Consider the following 18,860-nt stretch of genomic DNA (forward strand, 5'->3'; position numbering starts at 1 on the left):
CGCGATGACGAAGACGCGCGGGCTGTTACGGGGGGATGAACACGGCCGCCGCCGTTCAGATGGCGGAGCTGGGCCCGCCCGGGGCGGTCCCGGCCGCGGCAGCACCCGGATGACCTGGCTGGGGGAGCCTGATCGGGCTTCTCGGGGTGTCTGCCGCGGCCGGGAGCAGGAGGGAGACGGCCGCGCGGACCGTCAGACGGCCTCGGCGGCTTCGGGGAGCCGCGAGGCGAGGTGGTCGGTGAGCCGGACCACCTCGGCGACGTCGCCGTACTCGCGGGCGGCGGTGTCGACGGTCTTGCGCAGGCGGGTGTTCACCCGTTCGGACCGGACCTTTCCCGCCACGTCGAGGGCGCGGCCGACCAGGACGGCGGCCTGCTCGGGCTCGCGCCGGAGCAGGTGCACGGTGGCCATGCCGATGAGGTTGAGGGCGTAGGAGCGCTGGTGCTCCTCGTCCTTCTCGAAGAGCTCGACGGCCCGCTCCATGACGGGTTCGGCGAGGGAGGCGTAGGTGGGGCTGCGGCCGGCCACGTAGGCCAGGTCGCGGTAGGAGTGCGCGTTCTCGCCGTTCAGTTCCGCCTCGGAGAAGAAGCGGATCCAGTCGGGCTCGGGTTCGCCGCCGAAGCCGGCGTCGCCGAAGGTGTCCTCGGCCATGCGCACCGCGCGCTTGCAGCGGCTGGGCTGCCCCATGTTGGCGTAGGCGCGGGCCTCCATCGCATACAGCATGGCCTGGGTGCGCGGGCCGGCGCAGTCGCGGCTGCCGTACTGCGCGAGGTGGATGAGTTCCAGGGCGTCCTCCGGCCGGCCGAGGTGGATCATCTGGCGGCTCATGCCGGAGAGGATGTACGAGCCCAGCGGCTTGTCCCCGCCCTCCTTCGCGGCGTGCAGCGCGAGGACGAAGTACTTCTGGGCGGTGGGGTGCAGCCCTATGTCGTAGCTCATCCAGCCGGCCAGTTCGGCGAGTTCGGCGGCGACCTTGAACAGCCGCTTCATCACCGGGGCCGGGTGGTTCTCCTGGAGGAGGTCGGTGACCTCGTGGAGCTGGCCCACGACGGCCTTGCGGCGCAGTCCGCCGCCGCACTGGGCGTCCCACTGGCGGAACATCACGGTCGTGGCGTCGAGGAGGTCGAGCTCGGGCCCGGACAGCCTGGGGGGCCGGGGGCCGCCGAGGGCGCCCGCCGGTCTGGCCTCGCGCGCTCCCGGGTCGGCGCTCGGGGCCGGGACGAGCCAGCGCTGCATGGGCTCGATGAGGGCGGGACCGGCGGACAGGGCGAGCGAGGTCCCGAGGAAGCCGCGGCGGGCCAGCATCAGGTCGCTGCGGGAGAACTCGCCGAGCAGCTCGACGGTCTGCGGGCCGGCCCAGGGCAGGTCCACCCCGGAGACGGAAGGGGTCTGGTGCGCGGTGCGCAGGCCGAGCTGTTCGATGGCGACGACGGAGCCGAAGCGTTCGGAGAACAGCTCGGACAAGATCCGCGGGACGGGCTCGCGCGGCTGCTCCCCGTCGAGCCAGCGGCGCACGCGGGAGGTGTCCGTGCTGATGTGGTGGGCGCCCATCTGGCGGGCCCGGCGGTTGACCTGGCGGGCGAGTTCGCCCTTGGACCAGCCGCTGCGGACGAACCACGAGGTCAGCTGCTCGTTACGGGCAGCCGGGTCCTCGATCGCTCCGCTTGCGCCGTTGCCGCCCACTGGAACGCCCCCATCCGCTCTGCTTCTCCACCCGAAACCCTGGCGGGGGCGCCGAGCGCCGCCACGGACCTTCACAGATCCTTCACGCCTTGCCTCCGGCATACCCACGATCGGGTCCGCCTCAGGGGTTCGTGCACCGAAAGTAATCCTACGATCACCCCTGCGGCGAGGGCGATTCCGGAAACGCCACCATTCGCCACCCCTTTGAACGAACTCGCCACCAGCCAGGCGCGATTCACTTGACAGCGAGGTGAAAACGGATGGGTGGACGGGAGTGCGCGAGGGGCGTGCGCCGGGGCGGCCCCGGAGGCCACCCCGCGGCGGACCGTCGGCAGCGGGCCCACCGCGCTCGTAACCACCGGCGCGTCCGACCCGTTGGAGGGGGCATGGGCATGGGCTTCACGATCGGCGGCAGCCGAGGCACCAGGGAGTTCCGCACCGGCGCCCGGCGCCGCGGCCGGACCTCGGAGTGCACGGTGGTGGCGGAGTACACAGGGCTGTGGGGCTGGGACGTGGTGCCCGGCGCCCGCGCCGCGGCACCCTCGCGCGACTGCTCCTGCGGGGACGCGCGGTGCGCCGCGCCGGGCGCGCATCCGCTCGACTTCGCCCCCACGGTCCCCGCCGGGGCAACCCTGGACGAGGTCACCAAGACCTGGGGCGAGTACCCGGGCGCGGCGGCGCTGCTCCCCGTCGGCCGCTTCTTCGACGTCATCGAGGTCTCCGAGGAGGTCGGGCGGCGCGCACTGGTCCGGTTGGAGCGGATGGGCCTGCCGCTGGGCCCGGTGATCGTCACCCCCGACGGCCGGGCGCAGTTCTTCGTGGCGCCGGGCGCGGCGGCGGAGCTGCCGCAGCTGCTGTACCGGATGGGCTGGGACGACGCCGACCTCGATCTGTGCGCCCTGGGCCACGGCGCCTTCGTGACGGCCCCGCTGTCCGACCGGGCCGGGCTCGGTCCGGTCGGCTGGCTGCGGCCGCCCGCGCTCGACTCCGCCGGTGGCCCGCCGCAGGCCCGGCTGCTGCTCGGCACCCTGGCGTACGTCTGCCACCGCTCGCGGAGGTAGTCCCGCTCGCGCCGGTGCCCCCGCGTTCCGGACGGAACGCGGGGGCACCGGCGTAGGTGCGCCGAGGGGTGCTCAGTCGCCGATCAGGGCGTCCACGAACGCCTCCGGCTCGAAGGGCGCCAGGTCGTCCGGGCCCTCGCCGAGACCGATGAGCTTGACCGGGACGCCCAGCTCGCGCTGGACGGCGACGACGATGCCGCCCTTGGCGGTGCCGTCGAGCTTGGTCAGCACGATGCCGGTGATGTCCACGACCTCGGCGAAGACACGGGCCTGGGTCAGGCCGTTCTGCCCGGTGGTGGCGTCCAGGACCAGCAGGATCTCGTCCAGCGGGCCGTGCTTCTCCACGACGCGCTTGACCTTGCCGAGCTCGTCCATCAAGCCGGTCTTGGTGTGCAGGCGGCCCGCGGTGTCGATGAGCACCACGTCGGCGCCCTCGGCGATGCCCTCCTTGACGGCGTCGTAGGCGATGGACGCCGGGTCGCCGCCCTCGGGACCGCGCACGGTGCGCGCGCCGACGCGTTCGCCCCAGGTCTGGAGCTGGTCGGCGGCGGCGGCGCGGAAGGTGTCCGCCGCGCCGAGCACCACGCTGCGGCCGTCGGCGACGAGCACCCGGGCGAGCTTGCCGGTGGTGGTGGTCTTGCCGGTGCCGTTGACGCCGACGACCATCACGACGGCCGGGGTGTCGACGCCGCTCTCGGTCTTCACGGCGCGGTCGAAGTCGGTGCCGAGCAGGGTCAGCAGTTCCTCCTTGAGCAGGGTGCGCAGGTCCGCGGGGGTACGGGTGCCGAGCACCTTGACCCGCTCGCGGAGCCGGTCGACCAGTTCCTGGGTCGGTACGACACCCACGTCGGCGATGAGGAGGGTCTCCTCGATCTCCTCCCAGGTGTCCTCGTCGAGGTGCTCGCGGGAGAGGAGCGTGAGCAGCCCCTTGCCGAGCGAGGTCTGCGACCGGGCGAGGCGGGAGCGCAGCCGGACCAGGCGGCCGGCGGTGGGCTCGGGCACCTCGATCCCGGGCGCGGGCGGAGCCTCGACGACCGGGTCCTCGACGGCGGTCGGGGATTCGAGGGCGGCCCCGGCGTCGGGGAGGCCGACCTCCTCGATGGTGCGGCGCGGCTCTTGCGCCGTCGGTGCGGCGTCCTCCCCCACCTGGGGTTCGGCGGGCGGGGCAGTGATGGTCGGCGTGCTCGACGGAGCCGGGGGCGGCAGCTGCTTCTTCTTGCGGCTGCCGATCACGAGCCCGCTGATCGCGCCGACCGCGACCAGGGCGATGACTACGGCAAGGATAAGGATGTCCATAACCCCTCCAGTATCAGCCACCGCGTGCGGCCGGGCCGGTGCCCCGCGGGCGACGGGCCCGCCGCAGGCTCGTACGGGGCATTGAGCCTCCGCTCATCGGGGTGGCGCGGTGGGGCGTACTGCCGGCCGTGGCCCTTCTCCGGGCGGTACCCGCCGGGACCCTGTCCAACTGACGCCACGTCAGCTAACGTCCCCCTTCGCCCGCCCACCCGCATCCGGCGAAGGGGGACTCCTCCATGCCCGTCACCGTGGCCCGGTTCAATCTCGTCGACCCGAACGGCACCCCCGCGTCCCTCTCCGCCCGGTACCGCACGGCCCTGGAGATGGCGCGCTACGCGGACGACCGGGGGATCGACACCGTCCAGACCGAGGAGCACCACGGCACCGCCAACAACTGGCTGCCCTCCCCCTTCGCCTTCGCCGCCGCGGTGTTCGGCGCCACCCGCCGGATCGCCGTCACCGTCTCGGCGATCATCGGCCCGCTGTACGACCCGCTGAGGGTCGCGGAGGACATCGCCGTCCTCGACCTGCTCAGCGGCGGCCGGCTCGTGACGGTCGCCGGCATCGGCTACCGGCCCGAGGAGTACGAGCAGCACGGGGTGGCGTGGAGCCGGCGCGGCAGCCTGCAGGACGAGCTGCTGGAGACCCTGCTGAAGGCCTGGACGGGCGAGCCCTTCGAGTTCCGCGGCCGGACGGTACGGGTCACCCCGACGCCGTTCACCCGCCCCCACCCGCTGCTGCTCGTCGGCGGCAGCTCCGAGGCGGCGGCCCGGCGCGCGGCGCGGCTCGGGCTGCCGTTCTTCCCGAGCGCGCACCTGCCGGATCTGGAGGCGTACTACCGCGCCCGGCTCGCGGAGTTCGGCACGGAGGGTTTCTGCATGATGCCCGCGGCCGAGACCCCGCTGCTGCACATCGCGGAGGATCCGGACCAGGTCTGGGCCGAGCACGGCGAGCACTTCCTGCACGAGGCGGGCATGTACGCGTCCTGGCAGTCCAAGGACATCCGCAGCGCCGTACGGTCGGGCGCGCGATCGGTGGCGGAGCTGCGCGCGGAGGGCGTGTACCGCGTCCTCACCCCCGACGAGGCGGTCGCGTACGCGCGGGGCGCCGGCGAGGCGGGCAACCTCGTCCTGCACCCGCTGTGCGGCGGCATGCCGCTGGACGAGGGCTGGCGCAGCCTGCACCTCCTGTGCGAACAGGTACTGCCCCGGCTCAAGGACTGAGCCGGGGCAGTATCGAGGAGACGGGGTGGTGGCGGGGGATGGTTACCCCATCTCCTCCAGCGCCTTGCCCTTGGTCTCCGGCACCCACTTGAGGATGAACGGGATCGAGAGCAGGGCGAAGGCTGTGTAGATCACGTACGCACCGGACAGGTTCCAGTCCGAGAGCGTCGGGAACGTGACGGTGATGACCCAGTTGGCGACCCACTGGGCCGCGGCGGCGACGCCGAGCGCCGCGGCCCGGATGCGGTTCGGGAACATCTCGCCGAGCAGCACCCAGACCACCACGCCCCAGGACAGGGCGAAGAAGAGCACGAAGGCGTGCGCGGCGACCAGTGCGACCGTGCCCTGGGCGTCGGGCATGGTGATGTTGTCGCCGGTGCCGGTCTTGAAGGAGAACGCCCACGCGCAGACGCCGAGCGAGACGGCCATGCCGGCCGAGCCGATGAGCGCGAGCGGCCTGCGGCCGATCCGGTCCACGAAGATCATCGCGATGACCGTACCGATGATGTTGATGATCGACGTGGTGAACGAGTACAGGAACGAGCTGGTCGGGTCGATACCGACCGACTGCCACAGCGAGGAGCTGTAGTAGAAGATCACGTTGATGCCGACGAGCTGCTGGAAGACGGAGAGGCCGATGCCGATCCAGACGATGGGCAGCAGCCCGAAGCGACCGCCGAGCAGGTCCTTGAAGGTGGACTTGTGCTCGGAACGCATCGCCAGGTCGATCTCGGAGACGCGGGCGTCCAGGTCGATCTTCGAGCCCTCGACCTCGCGCAGCACCTGCCGTGCCTGCTCCGTGCGGCCGACGGAGATCAGGAAGCGCGGGGACTCCGGGATGACGAAGGACATCAGCCCGTAGAGCACGGCCGGCACGACCATGACGCCGAGCATCCACTGCCAGGCCTCCAGGCCCGCGATCTCGCCGCGCTGGTCGCCGTCGGCGAGGTTGAGGATGCCCCAGTTGACGAGCTGCGAGACGGCGATGCCGATGACGATGGCGGCCTGCTGGAAGGAGGCGAGCCGGCCTCGGTAGGCGGGCGGGGACACCTCGGCGATGTAGGCGGGGCCGATGACGGAGGCCATGCCGATGCCGAAGCCGCCGATCACGCGCCACATGGCGAGGTCCCAGAGGGCGAACGGGAGGGCCGAGCCGATGGCGCTCGCGGTGAAGAGGACGGCGGCGATCTGCATGCAGCGGATACGGCCGATCCGGTCGGCGATGCGGCCCGCGGTGGCGGCGCCGAACGCGCAGCCGATCAGGGCGGCGGCGATCACCTGGGCCAGGACCTCGGAGCCGACGTCGAACCGGTCGCGGATCGCTTCGACGGCGCCGTTGATCACGGAGCTGTCGTAGCCGAAGAGGAAGCCGCCCATGGCCGCGGCCGCGGTGATGAAGATGACGTGGCCGAGGTGGTCGGGCTGCGACCTGGATCCGCCGCCCGGCGACGAGGCCTGCTCTGTGCTGGTCAAGATGTGCTCCGTGGGGGTTTCGTCCGTCCATACAGTGGCGCACAGGTCAAGATCGGGCACCACCCGAGGGCGGGAGACAGCGGAGCCGAGCCTATGCGTTCATTTTATGAAGTCAAGAGCTGCCATCTACTTCACATCGGGCGAGGAGGGGGCACACTGAGTTCACTTCTTGAATATGCAGTCGATGAACGGGCCGCCGCTGTCAGCGGAGCCGCTGGCTGATGACCTTCGAGACCCCGTCGCCCTGCATCGATACGCCGTAGAGGGCGTCCGCGACCTCCATCGTCCGCTTCTGGTGCGTGATCACGATCAGCTGCGAGCTCTCCTGGAGCTCCTCCATGATCCGGATCAGCCGCTGCAGGTTGGTGTCGTCGAGCGCGGCCTCGACCTCGTCCATCACGTAGAACGGACTCGGCCGCGCCTTGAAGATGGAGACCAGCAGGGCCACGGCCGTCAGCGAGCGCTCGCCGCCGGAGAGCAACGACAGCCGTTTGACCTTCTTGCCCGGCGGACGGGCCTCCACGTCGACCCCGGTGGCCAGCATGTTGCCGGGGTCCGTGAGGACGAGACGGCCCTCTCCGCCGGGGAACAGCCGGGAGAACACGCCCTCGAACTCCCGGGCCGTGTCCCGGTACGCCTCGGTGAACACCTGCTCCACGCGGGCGTCGACCTCCTTCACCACTTGAAGGAGATCGGCCCGGGTCTTGCGCAGGTCCTCCACCTGCTCGCTGAGGAACTGGTGGCGTTCCTCCAGCGCCGCGAACTCCTCCAGGGCCAGCGGATTGACCTTGCCGAGCTGCTGGTAGGCGCGTTCGGCCGCCTTGAGCCGCTTCTCCTGCTGAGCGCGGACGAAGGGGCCGGGCCGGTTGCGCGGGTGCTCCGGGTCCTGCGGGAGCTCCTCGCCCTCGGCCGGCGGAGACGGCGGCACCGGCTGGTCGGGCCCGTACTCGGCCACCAGGCCGACGGGCTCCATCCCGAACTCCTCCAGCGCCCTGCCCTCCACCTGCTCGATGCGCAGCCGCTTCTCGGCGCCGAGCACCTCGCCCCGGTGCACCGAGTCGGTGAGCTTGTCGAGCTCGCCCTTGAGGTCCCGGCCCCGGTTGCGGGCCTCCCCCAGCTCCCGTTCGCGCAGGCCCTTGGCGTACTCGGCGCCCGCGCGCTCCTCGTCGGCGCGGCGCAGCGAGACCTCCACGTGCGCGAGCAGCTGGCGTGCGCCGTCCGCCACCGCGCCGGCCACCTCCGCCTCCTGCCGCAGCCGGGCCCGGCGCCGCTCGGCGCGGGCACGGGCCTCGCGTTCCGCGCGGGCCCCGCGATCCAGCGCATCGGCCCGGCCGGCCAGTGCCTTGACCCGCTCCTCGTGCGTCCTGAGCTGGAGACGTGCCTCCATCTCGGTCTGCCGCGCATTGGCCCCGTCGGCGGCGAGCCGGTCCCGCCGCGAGGTGTCCGGCTCCTCCTCGACGGGCATCTCCTCGGCGGTCGCCAGCCGCTCCGCGCACTCCTCCACCTCGGCCAGGGCCTGCTCCAGGGCGGTCTGCGCCGTGGCCGCGGCGGCCGCGCTGCGCTCGGCCTCGCCCGCCGCGCCCTTCGCCTGCCCGGCGAGGCGTCCGAGCTGCTGCGCGGCGCCGGCCCGGGCTCGCTCGCCGGCCCGGCGCCGCTCCCCCAGCTCCTCGACCAGGACGGCCGCTTCCTCTCGGCGTGCCTGCGCCGCCGCCTGGGCCTCGCCGAGCTCCCGGCAGCGCCCGTCCAACCGGGCCAGCTCGGCCTCCGCCTCGTCGACGGCGGCCTGCACCTCGATCAGGCTGGGCGCGCCGGCGGAGCCGCCGTGCGCGAGGTGCGCGCCCAGCACGTCCCCATCGAGGGTGACGGCCACCAGCTCGGGCCGCTCCGCGATCAGCGCCTCGGCCTCGTCGAGGGTCGCCACCACCACGTGGTCCCGCAGGACCCGGCCTACGGCCCGCAGCAGCGCGGGGTCCCCGTGCACCAGGGCGGCGGCGCCGGCCGGGCGGTCGGTCGGCCCGCTCCCGGAACCCGCCCCGGCGAGGACGGCTCCGCCCTCGGTGCCGGCGCTCGGGCCCCGGGAATCCGGGTACCGAGGTACGGCCGGACGGGGGACGCCCGCCTGCGCCGCCCCGGCGGGCTCCGGCCCCACCCCCAGAAGTCCACCGACCGCGGCGCCGCCCGCCCCGACGGCCACGGCGCCGGGCGCGGCCTCGGGCGCGGCGCTCCCCGCCCCGCCCGGCACGGCCCCCCCGGCACCGCCCGGGGCCGCGGGGGCGGAGTCAGGGCCGAAGCCCGGGGCGCTGGTCGGCGCGGAGCCCGGGGCCGATCCCGGCACGGAGCCCGCGGCGCTCCCCGCCCCGCCCGGCACGGCCTCCGCGGCGACGCCTGGGGCCGATCCCGGCACGGAGCCCAGGCCGAAGCCCGGCGCGGAGCCCGCCGCACCGCCCGGGGCAACGCCCGCCGCAACGCCCGGCGCGGAGTCCGGAGCGGAGCCCAGGCCGAAGCCCGGCGCGGAGTCCGGGGCAACGCCCGGCGCGGAGCCCGGGACAACGCCCGGCGCGGAGCCCGGGGCAACGCCCGGCGCGGAGCCCGGGGCCGATCCCGGGGCGGAGCCCGGGGCCACGGACTGCTCCGGGACCACCGGGGCGGGCGGGGTGATCAGGAGCGTGGCGCGGCCGGCGTCCGACGCGCGCAGATGGCGGATCGCCCCGGCCGCCGATCCGGGCGAGGCCACGGCCACCGCGTCCGCCGCCGTGCCCAGCGCGGCGGCGATCGCGACCTCGTACCCCGGGGTCACCGAGAGCCGCTCGGCCGCCGGTCCCAGCAGCCCGGCCAGCCGCTCCCGCGCCGCGAGCAGCGCCCCCGTACCGTCCTTGCGGCGCAGCCCGAGCGCCAGCGCGTCCCGGCGTGCCGACACCGCCGCCCGCGACCGCTCCGCGGCCGTGACCGCGTCCCGGGCGGTGCCCAGCCCGGCCTCGGCCTCCGCGAGGGCGACCCGCGCCGCCTCGTACCGCGCCGCGACCGCCGCGTCGGCGTCCAGCGGTCCGACCTCCGCCGCCAGTTCCTCGTACTCCTCCCGCGCCGCCACCGCCCGGGACTCGGCCTCGTCCCGCGCCGCGACCAGCCGGTCGATCTCCGCCTGCGCCGCCCCCGCGCGGGAGCGGGCCGCGCCGAGCCGTCCCGTCAGCCGCGCCAGCGCCTCGCGCCGGTCGGCGACGGCCCGCGCCGCGTCCCGCAGCCGGCGCTCCTCCTCGGCCAACCCGCGCTCCAGCTCGGCCCGGTGCCCGGCCGTGTCCTCCAGGGCGTGCGAGGCCGCCTCCAGGGCGGCGGCCAGCTCCGCCTCCTGCTCGCGGATCCGGGCGGCCTCCTTCTCCATGTCCTCGGGGTCCCGGCCGCGCCGCTCCTCCTCCACCGGAGCGGTCGCGCTCCTCACGCGCGCCCGCGCCAGGGACTCCGTACCGCGCACCCGTTCCGCGAGCTGCGACAGCTCGTACCAGGTCTGCTGCGCGCCGCGGAGCCTCGGCGCGAGTTCCCGTACCGCCTCTTCCAGCTCCGCCTCGCGCCGCAGGGCGTCCGCGAGCTGGGCCTCGGCGGCCTCCTTGCGGTCCTTGAGCGCGGCCTCGTCGGCGACTTCCGCGTCGAGCGCGCGCCGCAGCGCGACCAGGTCGTCGGCGAGCAGCCGCAACCGCGCGTCGCGCAGGTCCGCCTGGATCACGGCCGCGCGCCGGGCCACCGCCGCCTGCCGGCCGAGCGGCTTGAGCTGCCGCCGCAGCTCGTCGCCCAGGTCCTGCACGCGCGCGAGGTTGGCCTGCATCGCGTCCAGCTTCCGCAGCGCCTTCTCCTTGCGCTTGCGGTGCTTCAGTACGCCGGCGGCCTCCTCGATGAAGGCGCGGCGCCCCATGGGATCGGCGTGCAGTACGGAGTCCAGCTGGCCCTGGCCGACGATGACGTGCATCTCGCGGCCGATGCCGGAGTCGGAGAGCAGTTCCTGGATGTCGAGGAGGCGGCAGGTGTCCCCGTTGATCTGGTACTCGCTGCTGCCGCCGCGGAACATGATCCGGGTGATGGTGACTTCGGCGTAGTCGATGGGCAGCGCGCCGTCGGAGTTGTCGATCGTCAGCGACACCTCGGCGCGGCCGAGCGGCGGGCGCCCGGTGGTCCCGGCGAAGATGACGTCCTCCATCTTCCCGCCGCGCAGTGATTTGGCGCCCTGCTCACCCATGACCCAGGACAGCGCGTCCACCACATTGGACTTGCCCGACCCGTTCGGGCCGACCACGCAGGTGATGCCGGGTTCGAAGCGCAGGGTGGTGGCGGAAGCAAAGGACTTGAAGCCACGCAGGGTCAGGGACTTGAGGTGCACGCCGCCGGACTCTACCTTTTACGGGCGGTTTCACCCATGAAGATGGAGGGCACGGCTCACCTCGGGCAAAGACCCCGGCAAAGAAAGAAGGGACGCCGGAGCGTCCCTTGCAGATCATGCGAGGCTGGAATCGAGCGACGAGTGGTGCGAATCAGGTGAGCGCAGGCTCCGCCTGGGGTACGTCGATGTCGATGCTGTCCAGCAGCGAGTCTCCGTCGTGCTGAGCGGCGGCCGCGTTCAGCGCGTCATTTTCGGACTGAATCCGTACGAGCTCGGACTCAAGGTCCTGGACGCGCTGCTGAAGCCGTCGCATCTCGGCGAGGAGTCGCGGGTCGGAACCGCCGACGTAACCGAGAAGCGCCTTTGCCATGATGGATGGTCCTCCACACTGAGTGACCGACCGAAGCGGTGGGGTCGTGAGGGAATGGCACCCGCGGATGTCCGGCAGCGACTGACAGTCACTGCGCTTACTACTGCCAACACTGCCAAACAGCTCAGGTGCGCGGGGCTTCCAGCGTCTCACCAAAAAGTTTGACGGTCAACACGATCACGCCCCGTATCGACGGGCGGCCCGGTCCCCGCAAGGGACCTGGAGATCATCCTCACTTCCGAGCTTTCCACGGATCACCTCCCTCGGCAACGCGTCACGGAAGAACGCGCAGTTCCGGGCCGGTACGGACACCCCCGAGGTGTGATCAGTACATGATCAGTCGTTCGGTCAGCGGATCGCGAACCCGTCGTAGCCACCGCGCGGTGTGCCCCAGATCTCTGTCACCCCGTCCACCCGCCCGGGCGTGTCGGCGGACCGCAGCCAGTCCAGCAGCCGGTGGCAATTCTCACGTTGACCTTCGGCCACCACCTGCACCCGCCCGTCGTCCAGGTTGAGTGCGAAGCCGACGACCCCGCCGATCTCCAAAGCATTCGCCCTGGTGAACCATCGGAAGCCCACTCCCTGTACACGGCCGCGCACCCAGGCGGTCAGGCGGACATCTTCATTCATGCGTGAACGCTAACCGGGCAAACACTTTCGGGGCACATCGCCCCCCTGGCCCCATGGCGTACAGTCGCGCACCAATGAGCTCACCCGTTCGGGCGAGTCACCACGATCTCGATCTCGCAAGGAAGGCCCGACGCCGATGGGACGCCACCGACTCCACGCCGCTCCGCGCCGCGGCGGCACGCGCGGCACCGTCGTGCGCACCGGTCTGCTCGGCGCTTCCGTGGCCGTGGCCCTCGGTGCGGCGGCCGTCACCACGGGCATGGTCCCGGTCGGCGGGTCCTTCCCCTATGTGGGCGTCAGCGGCTCGGACGAGGAGCGCACGCGGGCCGGGGCCGAGCCCTCGCGTGCCCCCGCGGGTGCCTCCGAACAGCAGGGCGGCCTCGCCAGCCTGTCCGGCCGCGGCGCGACCGGCGCCGAGACCGGATCGCCGTCCGCCGCCGCCTCGGCGTCCGCCTCGCCGTCGACCTCCGCGAGTCCGTCCCCGTCCGCTTCCGCGCCCCCGTCCCCGTCGGCACCGGCCTCGCCGAGCGCGACCCCGTCCGCGGCGCCGGCCCCCTCCACCAAGGCTCCGTCGAAGCCCACCAAGGCTCCGTCGAAGCCCGCCCCGGCTCCGGTCAAGCCGGCGCCGTCCACTCCCCCGGCCCCGCCGGCCGGTGACGGGCACTCCGCCGAGGAGGCCGCCGTGGTCGCCCTGGTGAACCAGGAGCGCGCCCAGGCCGGCTGCGGTCCGGTCCGGGCCAACCCGCCGCTCGCCGCACTGGCCGGAGCGTTCAGCAAGGACATGGCCGCCCGCGGCTTCTTCGGTCACACGGACCCCGACGGCAACACCCCGTGGGACCGTGCCGAGAAGGCGGGCCTTTCCGGTCTCGGCGGCGAGAACATAGCCCGCGGCCAGGGCGACGCGGACGCCGTGATGAAGGCCTGGATGAACAGCCCGGGCCACAAGGCGAACATCCTCAACTGCGAGTTCCGCACCCTGGGCGTCGGCGCGCACTTCGCCGCCGGCGGCCCCTGGTGGACGCAGAACTTCGGCTTCTAGCGGCGGCTCCCGCGGGGCGGCTCGGCTCAGACCGGGATGAGGGCCTCGGTGGCCAGGGCCGCGCGCCCCGCGAGGACGGTGCGGGCCTGCTCGGTGACGCGGCGGCCGAGGTGCTCGGCGGTCGCGACGTCGGCCGGGTGCACTGCCTCCGGACCCTCGTCGGAGTTGGTCTGGGCGGCGGCGCCGGAGAAGAACCCGAGGCGGTTGAGGTCGTTCTCGCTGCCGGTGCTGGAGTTCCAGCCCGGCTTCAGCCCCAGGTTGACCCAGCTCATGCCGTGCTGCGCGGCCAGGGTCTGGAAGAACTGCAGGGTGTGCAGCTTGTCGCCGCTCTTGGAACCGGAGTTCGTGAAGCCGGCGGCCAGCTTGTCCTGCCAGATGTCGCCGAACCAGCGCTTGGACGTGGCCTCCGCGAAGACGTGGAAGGCACCCGAGGCGGTGCCCATGTAGGTCGGGGATCCGAAGACGATCGCGTCGGACGCGTCGAGGAGTTCCCACTGGGCGTCGTCGATCTCGTCGACCTTGATCAGGTGGACGGTCGCCCCGGCTTCGGCGGCGCCGCTGCGGACGGCCTCGGCCACGACGGCGGTGTGCCCGTACCCGGAGTGGTAGGCGATCGAGACGACGGGGGCGTACGTGGATGCGGACATGGCGGCTTCTCCCTCGGGACGTTGCGGCACCCCTCGAAGTGCGGGGCGACGAGGAAAAGAGAAGCACTAACTTTTTGAAAGCGCAACCTGTCGGTTAGCGCTGCGTCGGGTACGCTCATTCCATGGAGACACTTCCGTTCGACGTGTTCGCGCGTGTGTGCCCCTCCCGGGAGACTCTGGAACACGTCACCGGCCGTTGGGGCAGCCTGACCGTGGGCGCGCTCCGCGAAGGCCCCACCCGGTTCAACGAGCTGCGCCGGCGCGTCGAGGGCGTGAGCGAGAAGATGCTGTCCCAGACGCTGCACGCGCTGGAGCGCGACGGGATCGTCCACCGCGAGGCGCAGCCGACGAACCCGCCGCGCGTCGACTACGAACTGACCCCGCTCGGCGTCGAGGTCGCGGACCGGCTGCTTTCCCTCATCCACTTCCTGGAGGGGAGCATGCCCGAGGTGCTGACGGCCCGGCAGTCCTACGACGAGATACGCGGCGGGCGCTGACAGCGCGGGCAGAAGTAGCTCGACCTGTTCATCCACGGCCGGCGGCGCATCGGCGTCCCGCAGCGGCGACAGGGCTCGTCCTCGCGGCCGTAGGCGTCGAGCGAGCGGTCGAAGTACCCCGACTCGCCGTTCACGTTGACGTAGAGGCTGTCGAAGCTGGTACCCCCGACGTCGAGGGCGGCGTTCATGACGTCCCGGACATGGCCGAGGAGTTCGGCGCTCCGGGGGCGCGTGAGGGTGCCGGCGGGGCGCTCGTAGTGCAGCTTGGCCCGCCACAGCGCCTCGTCGGCGTAGATGTTGCCGACCCCGCTGATCAGGGACTGGTCCAGCAGGGCCCGCTTGACGGTGGTCCGCCGGGCGCGCAGCGCCAGGTGGTAGGCGCCCTCGTCGAACCGCGGGTCCAGGGGGTCCCGGGCGATGTGCGCGATGACGTCGGGCAGCCCGTCGGCGCTGTCGGCGGCGGTCTCGTGCAACGAGAGCCCGCCGAAGGTCCGCTGGTCCACGAAGCGCAGCTCGGTGCCCTGCCCGTCCTCGAACCGGACCCGGATCCGCAGGTGCTTCTCGTCGGGGGCGTCCTGCGGCTGCACCAGCAGCTGCCCGCTCATCCCGAGGTGTCCGAGCACGGACAGGTCGTGGCCCTCCAGCGGCAGCCACAGGTACTTGCCGCGGCGCCGCGGCACCTCGATGGTCCGCCCGGTGAGCCGCGCCGCGAAATCGGCCCCGCCTCCGGGGTGGCGGCGTACCGCGCGCGGGTGCAGGACCTCGACGGACTCCACGGTGCGACCGGCCACCCAGCGTTCCAGACCCCGCCGCACGACTTCGACCTCGGGCAGCTCGGGCACGGTGGTCCTCCGGAGTGGCAGCGGGGGGGGGCGACGGTTGCGCGGCGGCGCGCGCGGAGCGGCGCCCGCGCCGAGCCTACCGGCCTTGGCGCAGGGCCCCGGAAACGGGACCGCCCCGCCGCCTGCGGTGCAGGTGGCGGGGCGGGGACACCCAGAAGGAAGAGGTCAGGCACCCGGCGTCGGACCGGCGGGCGTCGGCGCCCCGTCGTCCTCGGCCGGAGCCCCGCCGTCGGCGCCGTCGCCGGCCGGAGCCGTTGACGCACCTGCGGCGACGGCCGGGGCTTGCGCCCCGGTCCGCTCGTCCGCCGCGGCGCGGATCCCGCGCCACGCGGACTCGGCAGCCTGCTGTTCCGCTTCCTTCTTGCTGCGGCCGGTGCCGGTGCCGTACGAGACACCACCGACGCGAGCGGCAGCTGTGAAGGTCTTCTCGTGGTCCGGACCGGTCTCGGTGACCAGGTATTCCGGTACGCCAAGACCTTCGGCCGCCGTGAGCTCCTGGAGACTGGTCTTCCAGTCCAGGCCGGCCCCGAGGTTCGAGGACTTCTCGATGAGCGGGTCGAAGAGCCGGTGAACCAGCTCCGAGGCCGCGTCGAGGCCCTGGTCGAGGTACACCGCGCCGATCACCGCTTCAAGGGTGTCGGCGAGGATGGAGGCCTTGTCCCGGCCGCCCGTGCCCTCTTCGCCCCGGCCGAGCCGGATGAAGGAGCCGAGTTCGAGGCCGCGCCCGACCTCCGCCAGTGCGCGCGAGTTGACCACCGCGGCCCGAAGTTTGGCCAGCTGGCCTTCGGGGAGATCCGGGTGGGTCGTGTACAGCGTGTCCGTGACCACCAGGCCCAGCACGGAGTCCCCGAGGAACTCCAGCCGTTCGTTGGTGGGCAGACCGCCGTTCTCGTACGCGTACGAGCGGTGGGTCAGCGCACGCACCAGAAGGGCGGTCTCGAGTCGATACCCGAGCCGCCCTTCCAGAAGCGTGTGGGACGAGGCCGCGTTCTTACTGTCTGCCTGCTTCTCAGCGTTGGACAGCTCAGACATTGCGCCTCTCACCAGCCGCTCAGACCTCGAGGACCTGGCGCTTGTTGTAGGTGCCGCAGCTCGGGCACGCAATGTGCTGGAGCTTCGGCTCCTGGCAACGCTCGCACGAAACCAGGGTGGGGACCGCAGCCTTCCACTGCGACCGGCGGTGGCGCGTGTTGCTGCGCGACATCTTCCGCTTCGGAACAGCCACGGCTACTTCTCCTGCTTCTCGGCGGCGCTCTGAACGTCGTCAGATGCAGTGCCGCTCATGTTGTCCTTCTCGTCGTCCTGATCGGTCACGACGAGTTCCTGCAAAGCCGCCCAACGGATGTCGACGGCGTCATGGTGGTGGTCCGGGTCGTCGTTCAGGCCGAGCCCGCATTCGGGACACAGTCCGAGACAGTCCTCCCGGCACACCGGCTGCAGCGGCAGTGCGAGCACCACCACGTCGCGCAGCACGGGTTCGAGGTCGAACAAGCCGTCCTCGAGGAAGAGCGTGTCCTCGTCGTCCTCGGCGTCGTCGGCCGGTTCCGCCTTGGAGCGGCTCCGGTCGTCGGCGTCAGGGTACGAGAACATCTCCTGGAAGTCCGCCTTGAGCTCGCGCTCCACGGACTCCAGACACCTTACGCACTCCCCCTCGGCCGATGCACGGGCGGTGCCTGTGACAAGCACCCCTTCCATGACCGATTCGAGGCGGAGCCTGAGCTTGAGCGGGGTGCCTTCCGGCACTCCGATGACGCCGGCGATACCGAGGTCCGCCGGTGCCGGGATCTCGCGGGACAACCGCTGCATGGCACCAGGACGCCGACCCAGCTCGTGCGTGTCGAACACGAGGGGGTTGTGGTGGTCGAGGCGGGTATTCAGGGCCGTTCCTGCTTTCACTGATCGCTCAAGATCAAAAGTTCCGCCACACAAGGGCAGCATGGATCGCGGTGCATACGCGCGACCGAAGAGCCAGGATACCCGGCACGGCGCCCTGAGCCCAATCCGGGCTAGCGACCCTGTTCGTACTGGCGCAGCTGATCCAGGTTGATCATGCTCGTGTCGAAGAAGCTGGTCTCGTCGAGCCCCGGCTGCGGCGGCTGCTGGGCCTGGGGCTGCTGGTAGGCCGCGTACGGGTCGGTGCCGCCGTCGCCGTAGTGGGCCGCGTACCCCGTCCCGGCGCCGTCCGTTCCCGCCCCGGCGTAGGGGTCGGGCTGCTGCTGGTAGCCGGCGTACGGGTCCGCGTAGGAGGGCGCGGTGTAGGCCGCCCCGGCGCCGGAGTACGTGTCCTGCCCGCCGCCGGAGTGGTCCGAGTACTGAGCGGCGTAGGCCTCCAGGTCGGAGCCGGCGCCCGCGCCCGGGTACGACTCGTACAGCGGCTGCGCCGGGACCGGGGCCTGGGCCCGGCCGACCGGCTCGGGCTCGGCCAGGCCCGCCAGGAAGTCCGCGTCGCTGGCCGAGCGGGAGGGCTGCGCGTCCGCCGCGTCCTGGGCCGCCATGTGCGCGCCGAGGTCGTCGGACGGGACCCGGCCCAGCAGCTTCTGGCGGCCCCGGCCGACGGCCTCCAGGGTCTTGGCGAGCACCGCCTCGAAGGTGGCCAGCTTGGTGTCCACGTACGCGTCCGCCTGCTGCCGCTGCGTCTCGGGGTCGTGGCTGCGCTCGGGGGCGTCCAGGTAGTCGGGGTCCCCGTAGCCCTGGCCGTCCGGGCCCGGCCCCCGGCCCAGCAGCTTCTCCCGGCCCCGGTCCACCGACCCGATGGTCTTGGTGAGCACGACCTCGAAGTTCGCGAGCTTGCTGTCGACGTAGTCGTCCGCCTCGGCCCGGATCTCCTCGGCCTCCCGGCGGGCCTCGTCCAGGATCCGGTCCGCCTCCGCCCGGGATCGCCGCGCGATCTCGGTGTCGGAGATCAGCGAACCGCGCTGGTTGTGCGCGGACTCGATGATCCGCTCCGCCTCCCGGCGGGCGTCCTCGACCATCTGCTCGCGGCCGCCGATGAGCTCCTGGGCCTGCGCGAGCGAGCCCGGGAGCGCCTTGCGCACCTCTTCGAGCGCTTCGAGCAGCTCGGCGCGGTTGATCACGCAGGAGGCGGACATGGGCATGGAGCGGGCGCCGCCGACGGCCGCGACGATCTCGTCGAGCTTCTTCTGCACGTCCATGGGGGCTCGCACTCTCTCGGCCTCGGGCGGTTCCTGAGACGGACGGGACGACTGTAAGGCCACCGGGCGGGCCACCGGCACCGACTGATGGCCCGTCAGCCGGTCAGCGGTCGCGCAGTCGTTCCAGCAGCGCGGCGTGCACGTGGGCCGGCAGCAGGTGGGCGACGTCGCCGCCCCAGGCCGCGACCTCCTTGACCAGTGAGGAGGACAGGAAGCTGTAGGTCGGGTTGGTCGGGACGAAGAGCGTCTCGACGCCGGAGAGGCCTATGTTCATCTGAGCCATCTGGAGCTCGTAGTCGAAGTCGCTGACGGCACGCAGGCCCTTGACGATGGCCGGGATGTCCCGCTGCTTGCAGAAGTCGACGAGCAGTCCGTGGAAGGACTCGACCTCGATGTTGCCGTAGTCGGCCGTGGCCTCGCGGATCAGCTCGATCCGCTCCTCCACGGTGAACAGGCCCTGCTTGGACTGGTTGATCATCACGGCGACGTGGACCACGTCGTAGAGCCGGGAGGCTCTGCCGATGATGTCGAGGTGTCCGTTGGTGATGGGGTCGAACGACCCCGGACAGACGGCGCGGCGCAAC

General features: G+C 72.5%; 17 protein-coding genes. 4 read left to right on the forward strand and 13 right to left on the reverse strand.

Annotated elements, in window-relative coordinates:
* Positions 1 to 192: 192 nt before the first annotated feature.
* Positions 193 to 1,683 (reverse strand): transcriptional repressor NsdA, encoded by a 1,491-nt coding sequence (nsdA, locus tag ACWFQ8_RS00470; protein WP_453783983.1) that lies wholly within the window; start codon positions 1,681 to 1,683, stop codon positions 193 to 195.
* A 392-nt stretch (positions 1,684 to 2,075) separates the two neighbouring features.
* On the opposite strand from nsdA, the gene ACWFQ8_RS00475 reads away from it, so the two are divergent.
* The gene (locus ACWFQ8_RS00475; protein WP_453784278.1) at positions 2,076 to 2,744 is read left to right on the forward strand and encodes a bifunctional DNA primase/polymerase; all 669 of its coding nucleotides are present in this window, start codon (positions 2,076 to 2,078) and stop codon (positions 2,742 to 2,744) included.
* A gap of 72 nt (positions 2,745 to 2,816) precedes the next feature.
* Here ACWFQ8_RS00475 and ftsY read toward each other — a convergent pair whose 3' ends face one another.
* Positions 2,817 to 4,040: a signal recognition particle-docking protein FtsY gene (ftsY, locus tag ACWFQ8_RS00480; protein ID WP_453783984.1), complete on the reverse strand. Its 1,224-nt coding sequence runs from the start codon at positions 4,038 to 4,040 to the stop codon at positions 2,817 to 2,819.
* Between the two features lie 236 nt (positions 4,041 to 4,276).
* Between ftsY and ACWFQ8_RS00485 the strand changes: the two genes are divergently transcribed.
* Positions 4,277 to 5,263: an LLM class flavin-dependent oxidoreductase gene (locus ACWFQ8_RS00485; protein ID WP_453783985.1), complete on the forward strand. Its 987-nt coding sequence runs from the start codon at positions 4,277 to 4,279 to the stop codon at positions 5,261 to 5,263.
* Positions 5,264 to 5,305: 42 nt separating this feature from the next.
* Here ACWFQ8_RS00485 and ACWFQ8_RS00490 read toward each other — a convergent pair whose 3' ends face one another.
* The 4 genes from ACWFQ8_RS00490 to ACWFQ8_RS00505 form a co-directional block, all read right to left on the reverse strand.
* The gene (locus ACWFQ8_RS00490; protein ID WP_453783986.1) at positions 5,306 to 6,736 is read right to left on the reverse strand and encodes a sugar porter family MFS transporter; all 1,431 of its coding nucleotides are present in this window, start codon (positions 6,734 to 6,736) and stop codon (positions 5,306 to 5,308) included.
* 202 nt (positions 6,737 to 6,938) lie between these two features.
* A complete protein-coding gene (locus ACWFQ8_RS00495; protein ID WP_453783987.1) occupies positions 6,939 to 11,099 on the reverse strand; it encodes an AAA family ATPase in 4,161 nt (1,386 codons plus the stop codon).
* 151 nt (positions 11,100 to 11,250) lie between these two features.
* Positions 11,251 to 11,469 (reverse strand): hypothetical protein, encoded by a 219-nt coding sequence (locus tag ACWFQ8_RS00500; protein WP_030032603.1) that lies wholly within the window; start codon positions 11,467 to 11,469, stop codon positions 11,251 to 11,253.
* Between the two features lie 348 nt (positions 11,470 to 11,817).
* Complete coding sequence (locus ACWFQ8_RS00505) at positions 11,818 to 12,099, reverse strand: acylphosphatase (protein WP_266636384.1); 282 nt, start codon at positions 12,097 to 12,099, stop codon at positions 11,818 to 11,820.
* 136 nt (positions 12,100 to 12,235) lie between these two features.
* Between ACWFQ8_RS00505 and ACWFQ8_RS00510 the strand changes: the two genes are divergently transcribed.
* Positions 12,236 to 13,138: a CAP domain-containing protein gene (locus ACWFQ8_RS00510; RefSeq protein ID WP_453783988.1), complete on the forward strand. Its 903-nt coding sequence runs from the start codon at positions 12,236 to 12,238 to the stop codon at positions 13,136 to 13,138.
* Positions 13,139 to 13,164: 26 nt separating this feature from the next.
* Here the strand turns inward: ACWFQ8_RS00510 and ACWFQ8_RS00515 are convergent, their stop codons facing one another.
* Positions 13,165 to 13,785 carry a flavodoxin family protein gene (locus ACWFQ8_RS00515; RefSeq protein ID WP_453783989.1) on the reverse strand — a complete coding sequence of 207 codons (621 nt, stop codon included), beginning with the start codon at positions 13,783 to 13,785 and terminating at the stop codon, positions 13,165 to 13,167.
* A 122-nt stretch (positions 13,786 to 13,907) separates the two neighbouring features.
* On the opposite strand from ACWFQ8_RS00515, the gene ACWFQ8_RS00520 reads away from it, so the two are divergent.
* Positions 13,908 to 14,282 (forward strand): winged helix-turn-helix transcriptional regulator, encoded by a 375-nt coding sequence (locus tag ACWFQ8_RS00520; protein ID WP_453783990.1) that lies wholly within the window; start codon positions 13,908 to 13,910, stop codon positions 14,280 to 14,282.
* On the opposite strand, the gene mutM is transcribed toward ACWFQ8_RS00520, so the two are convergent.
* The 6 genes from mutM to coaD all read right to left on the reverse strand — a co-directional run bounded on the left by mutM (position 14,255) and on the right by coaD (position 18,859).
* The gene (gene mutM / locus ACWFQ8_RS00525) at positions 14,255 to 15,124 is read right to left on the reverse strand and encodes a bifunctional DNA-formamidopyrimidine glycosylase/DNA-(apurinic or apyrimidinic site) lyase (RefSeq protein ID WP_453783991.1); all 870 of its coding nucleotides are present in this window, start codon (positions 15,122 to 15,124) and stop codon (positions 14,255 to 14,257) included. The genes ACWFQ8_RS00520 and mutM overlap by 28 nt on opposite strands.
* Positions 15,125 to 15,289: 165 nt before the next feature.
* Positions 15,290 to 16,156, reverse strand: coding sequence for a ribonuclease III (rnc, locus tag ACWFQ8_RS00530; protein ID WP_453783992.1), 867 nt, complete (start codon positions 16,154 to 16,156; stop codon positions 15,290 to 15,292).
* Between the two features lie 19 nt (positions 16,157 to 16,175).
* Positions 16,176 to 16,349 carry a 50S ribosomal protein L32 gene (gene rpmF, locus ACWFQ8_RS00535; protein WP_003965982.1) on the reverse strand — a complete coding sequence of 58 codons (174 nt, stop codon included), beginning with the start codon at positions 16,347 to 16,349 and terminating at the stop codon, positions 16,176 to 16,178.
* A 2-nt stretch (positions 16,350 to 16,351) separates the two neighbouring features.
* Complete coding sequence (locus ACWFQ8_RS00540; protein WP_453783993.1) at positions 16,352 to 17,062, reverse strand: YceD family protein; 711 nt, start codon at positions 17,060 to 17,062, stop codon at positions 16,352 to 16,354.
* 68 nt (positions 17,063 to 17,130) lie between these two features.
* Entirely contained in the window at positions 17,131 to 18,276 is a 1,146-nt protein-coding gene (locus tag ACWFQ8_RS00545; protein WP_453783994.1) for a cell division initiation protein, read from the reverse strand.
* A 103-nt stretch (positions 18,277 to 18,379) separates the two neighbouring features.
* Positions 18,380 to 18,859, reverse strand: coding sequence for a pantetheine-phosphate adenylyltransferase (gene coaD, locus ACWFQ8_RS00550; RefSeq protein ID WP_453784279.1), 480 nt, complete (start codon positions 18,857 to 18,859; stop codon positions 18,380 to 18,382).
* Position 18,860 lies beyond the last annotated feature (1 nt).

The sequence above is a fragment of the Streptomyces sp. NPDC055254 genome, from assembly GCF_053606025.1.

Coding starts and splice junctions, on each gene's coding strand:
- ACWFQ8_RS00475 (WP_453784278.1), top strand. CDS start 2,076: ATGGGCTTCACGATCGGCGGCAGCCGAGGCACCAGGGAGTTCCGCACC.
- ftsY (WP_453783984.1), bottom strand. CDS start 4,040: ATGGACATCCTTATCCTTGCCGTAGTCATCGCCCTGGTCGCGGTCGGC.
- ACWFQ8_RS00485 (WP_453783985.1), top strand. CDS start 4,277: ATGCCCGTCACCGTGGCCCGGTTCAATCTCGTCGACCCGAACGGCACC.
- ACWFQ8_RS00500 (WP_030032603.1), bottom strand. CDS start 11,469: ATGGCAAAGGCGCTTCTCGGTTACGTCGGCGGTTCCGACCCGCGACTC.
- ACWFQ8_RS00505 (WP_266636384.1), bottom strand. CDS start 12,099: ATGAATGAAGATGTCCGCCTGACCGCCTGGGTGCGCGGCCGTGTACAG.
- ACWFQ8_RS00510 (WP_453783988.1), top strand. CDS start 12,236: ATGGGACGCCACCGACTCCACGCCGCTCCGCGCCGCGGCGGCACGCGC.
- ACWFQ8_RS00515 (WP_453783989.1), bottom strand. CDS start 13,785: ATGTCCGCATCCACGTACGCCCCCGTCGTCTCGATCGCCTACCACTCC.
- ACWFQ8_RS00520 (WP_453783990.1), top strand. CDS start 13,908: ATGGAGACACTTCCGTTCGACGTGTTCGCGCGTGTGTGCCCCTCCCGG.
- rnc (WP_453783992.1), bottom strand. CDS start 16,156: ATGTCTGAGCTGTCCAACGCTGAGAAGCAGGCAGACAGTAAGAACGCG.
- ACWFQ8_RS00540 (WP_453783993.1), bottom strand. CDS start 17,062: ATGCTGCCCTTGTGTGGCGGAACTTTTGATCTTGAGCGATCAGTGAAA.
- ACWFQ8_RS00545 (WP_453783994.1), bottom strand. CDS start 18,276: ATGGACGTGCAGAAGAAGCTCGACGAGATCGTCGCGGCCGTCGGCGGC.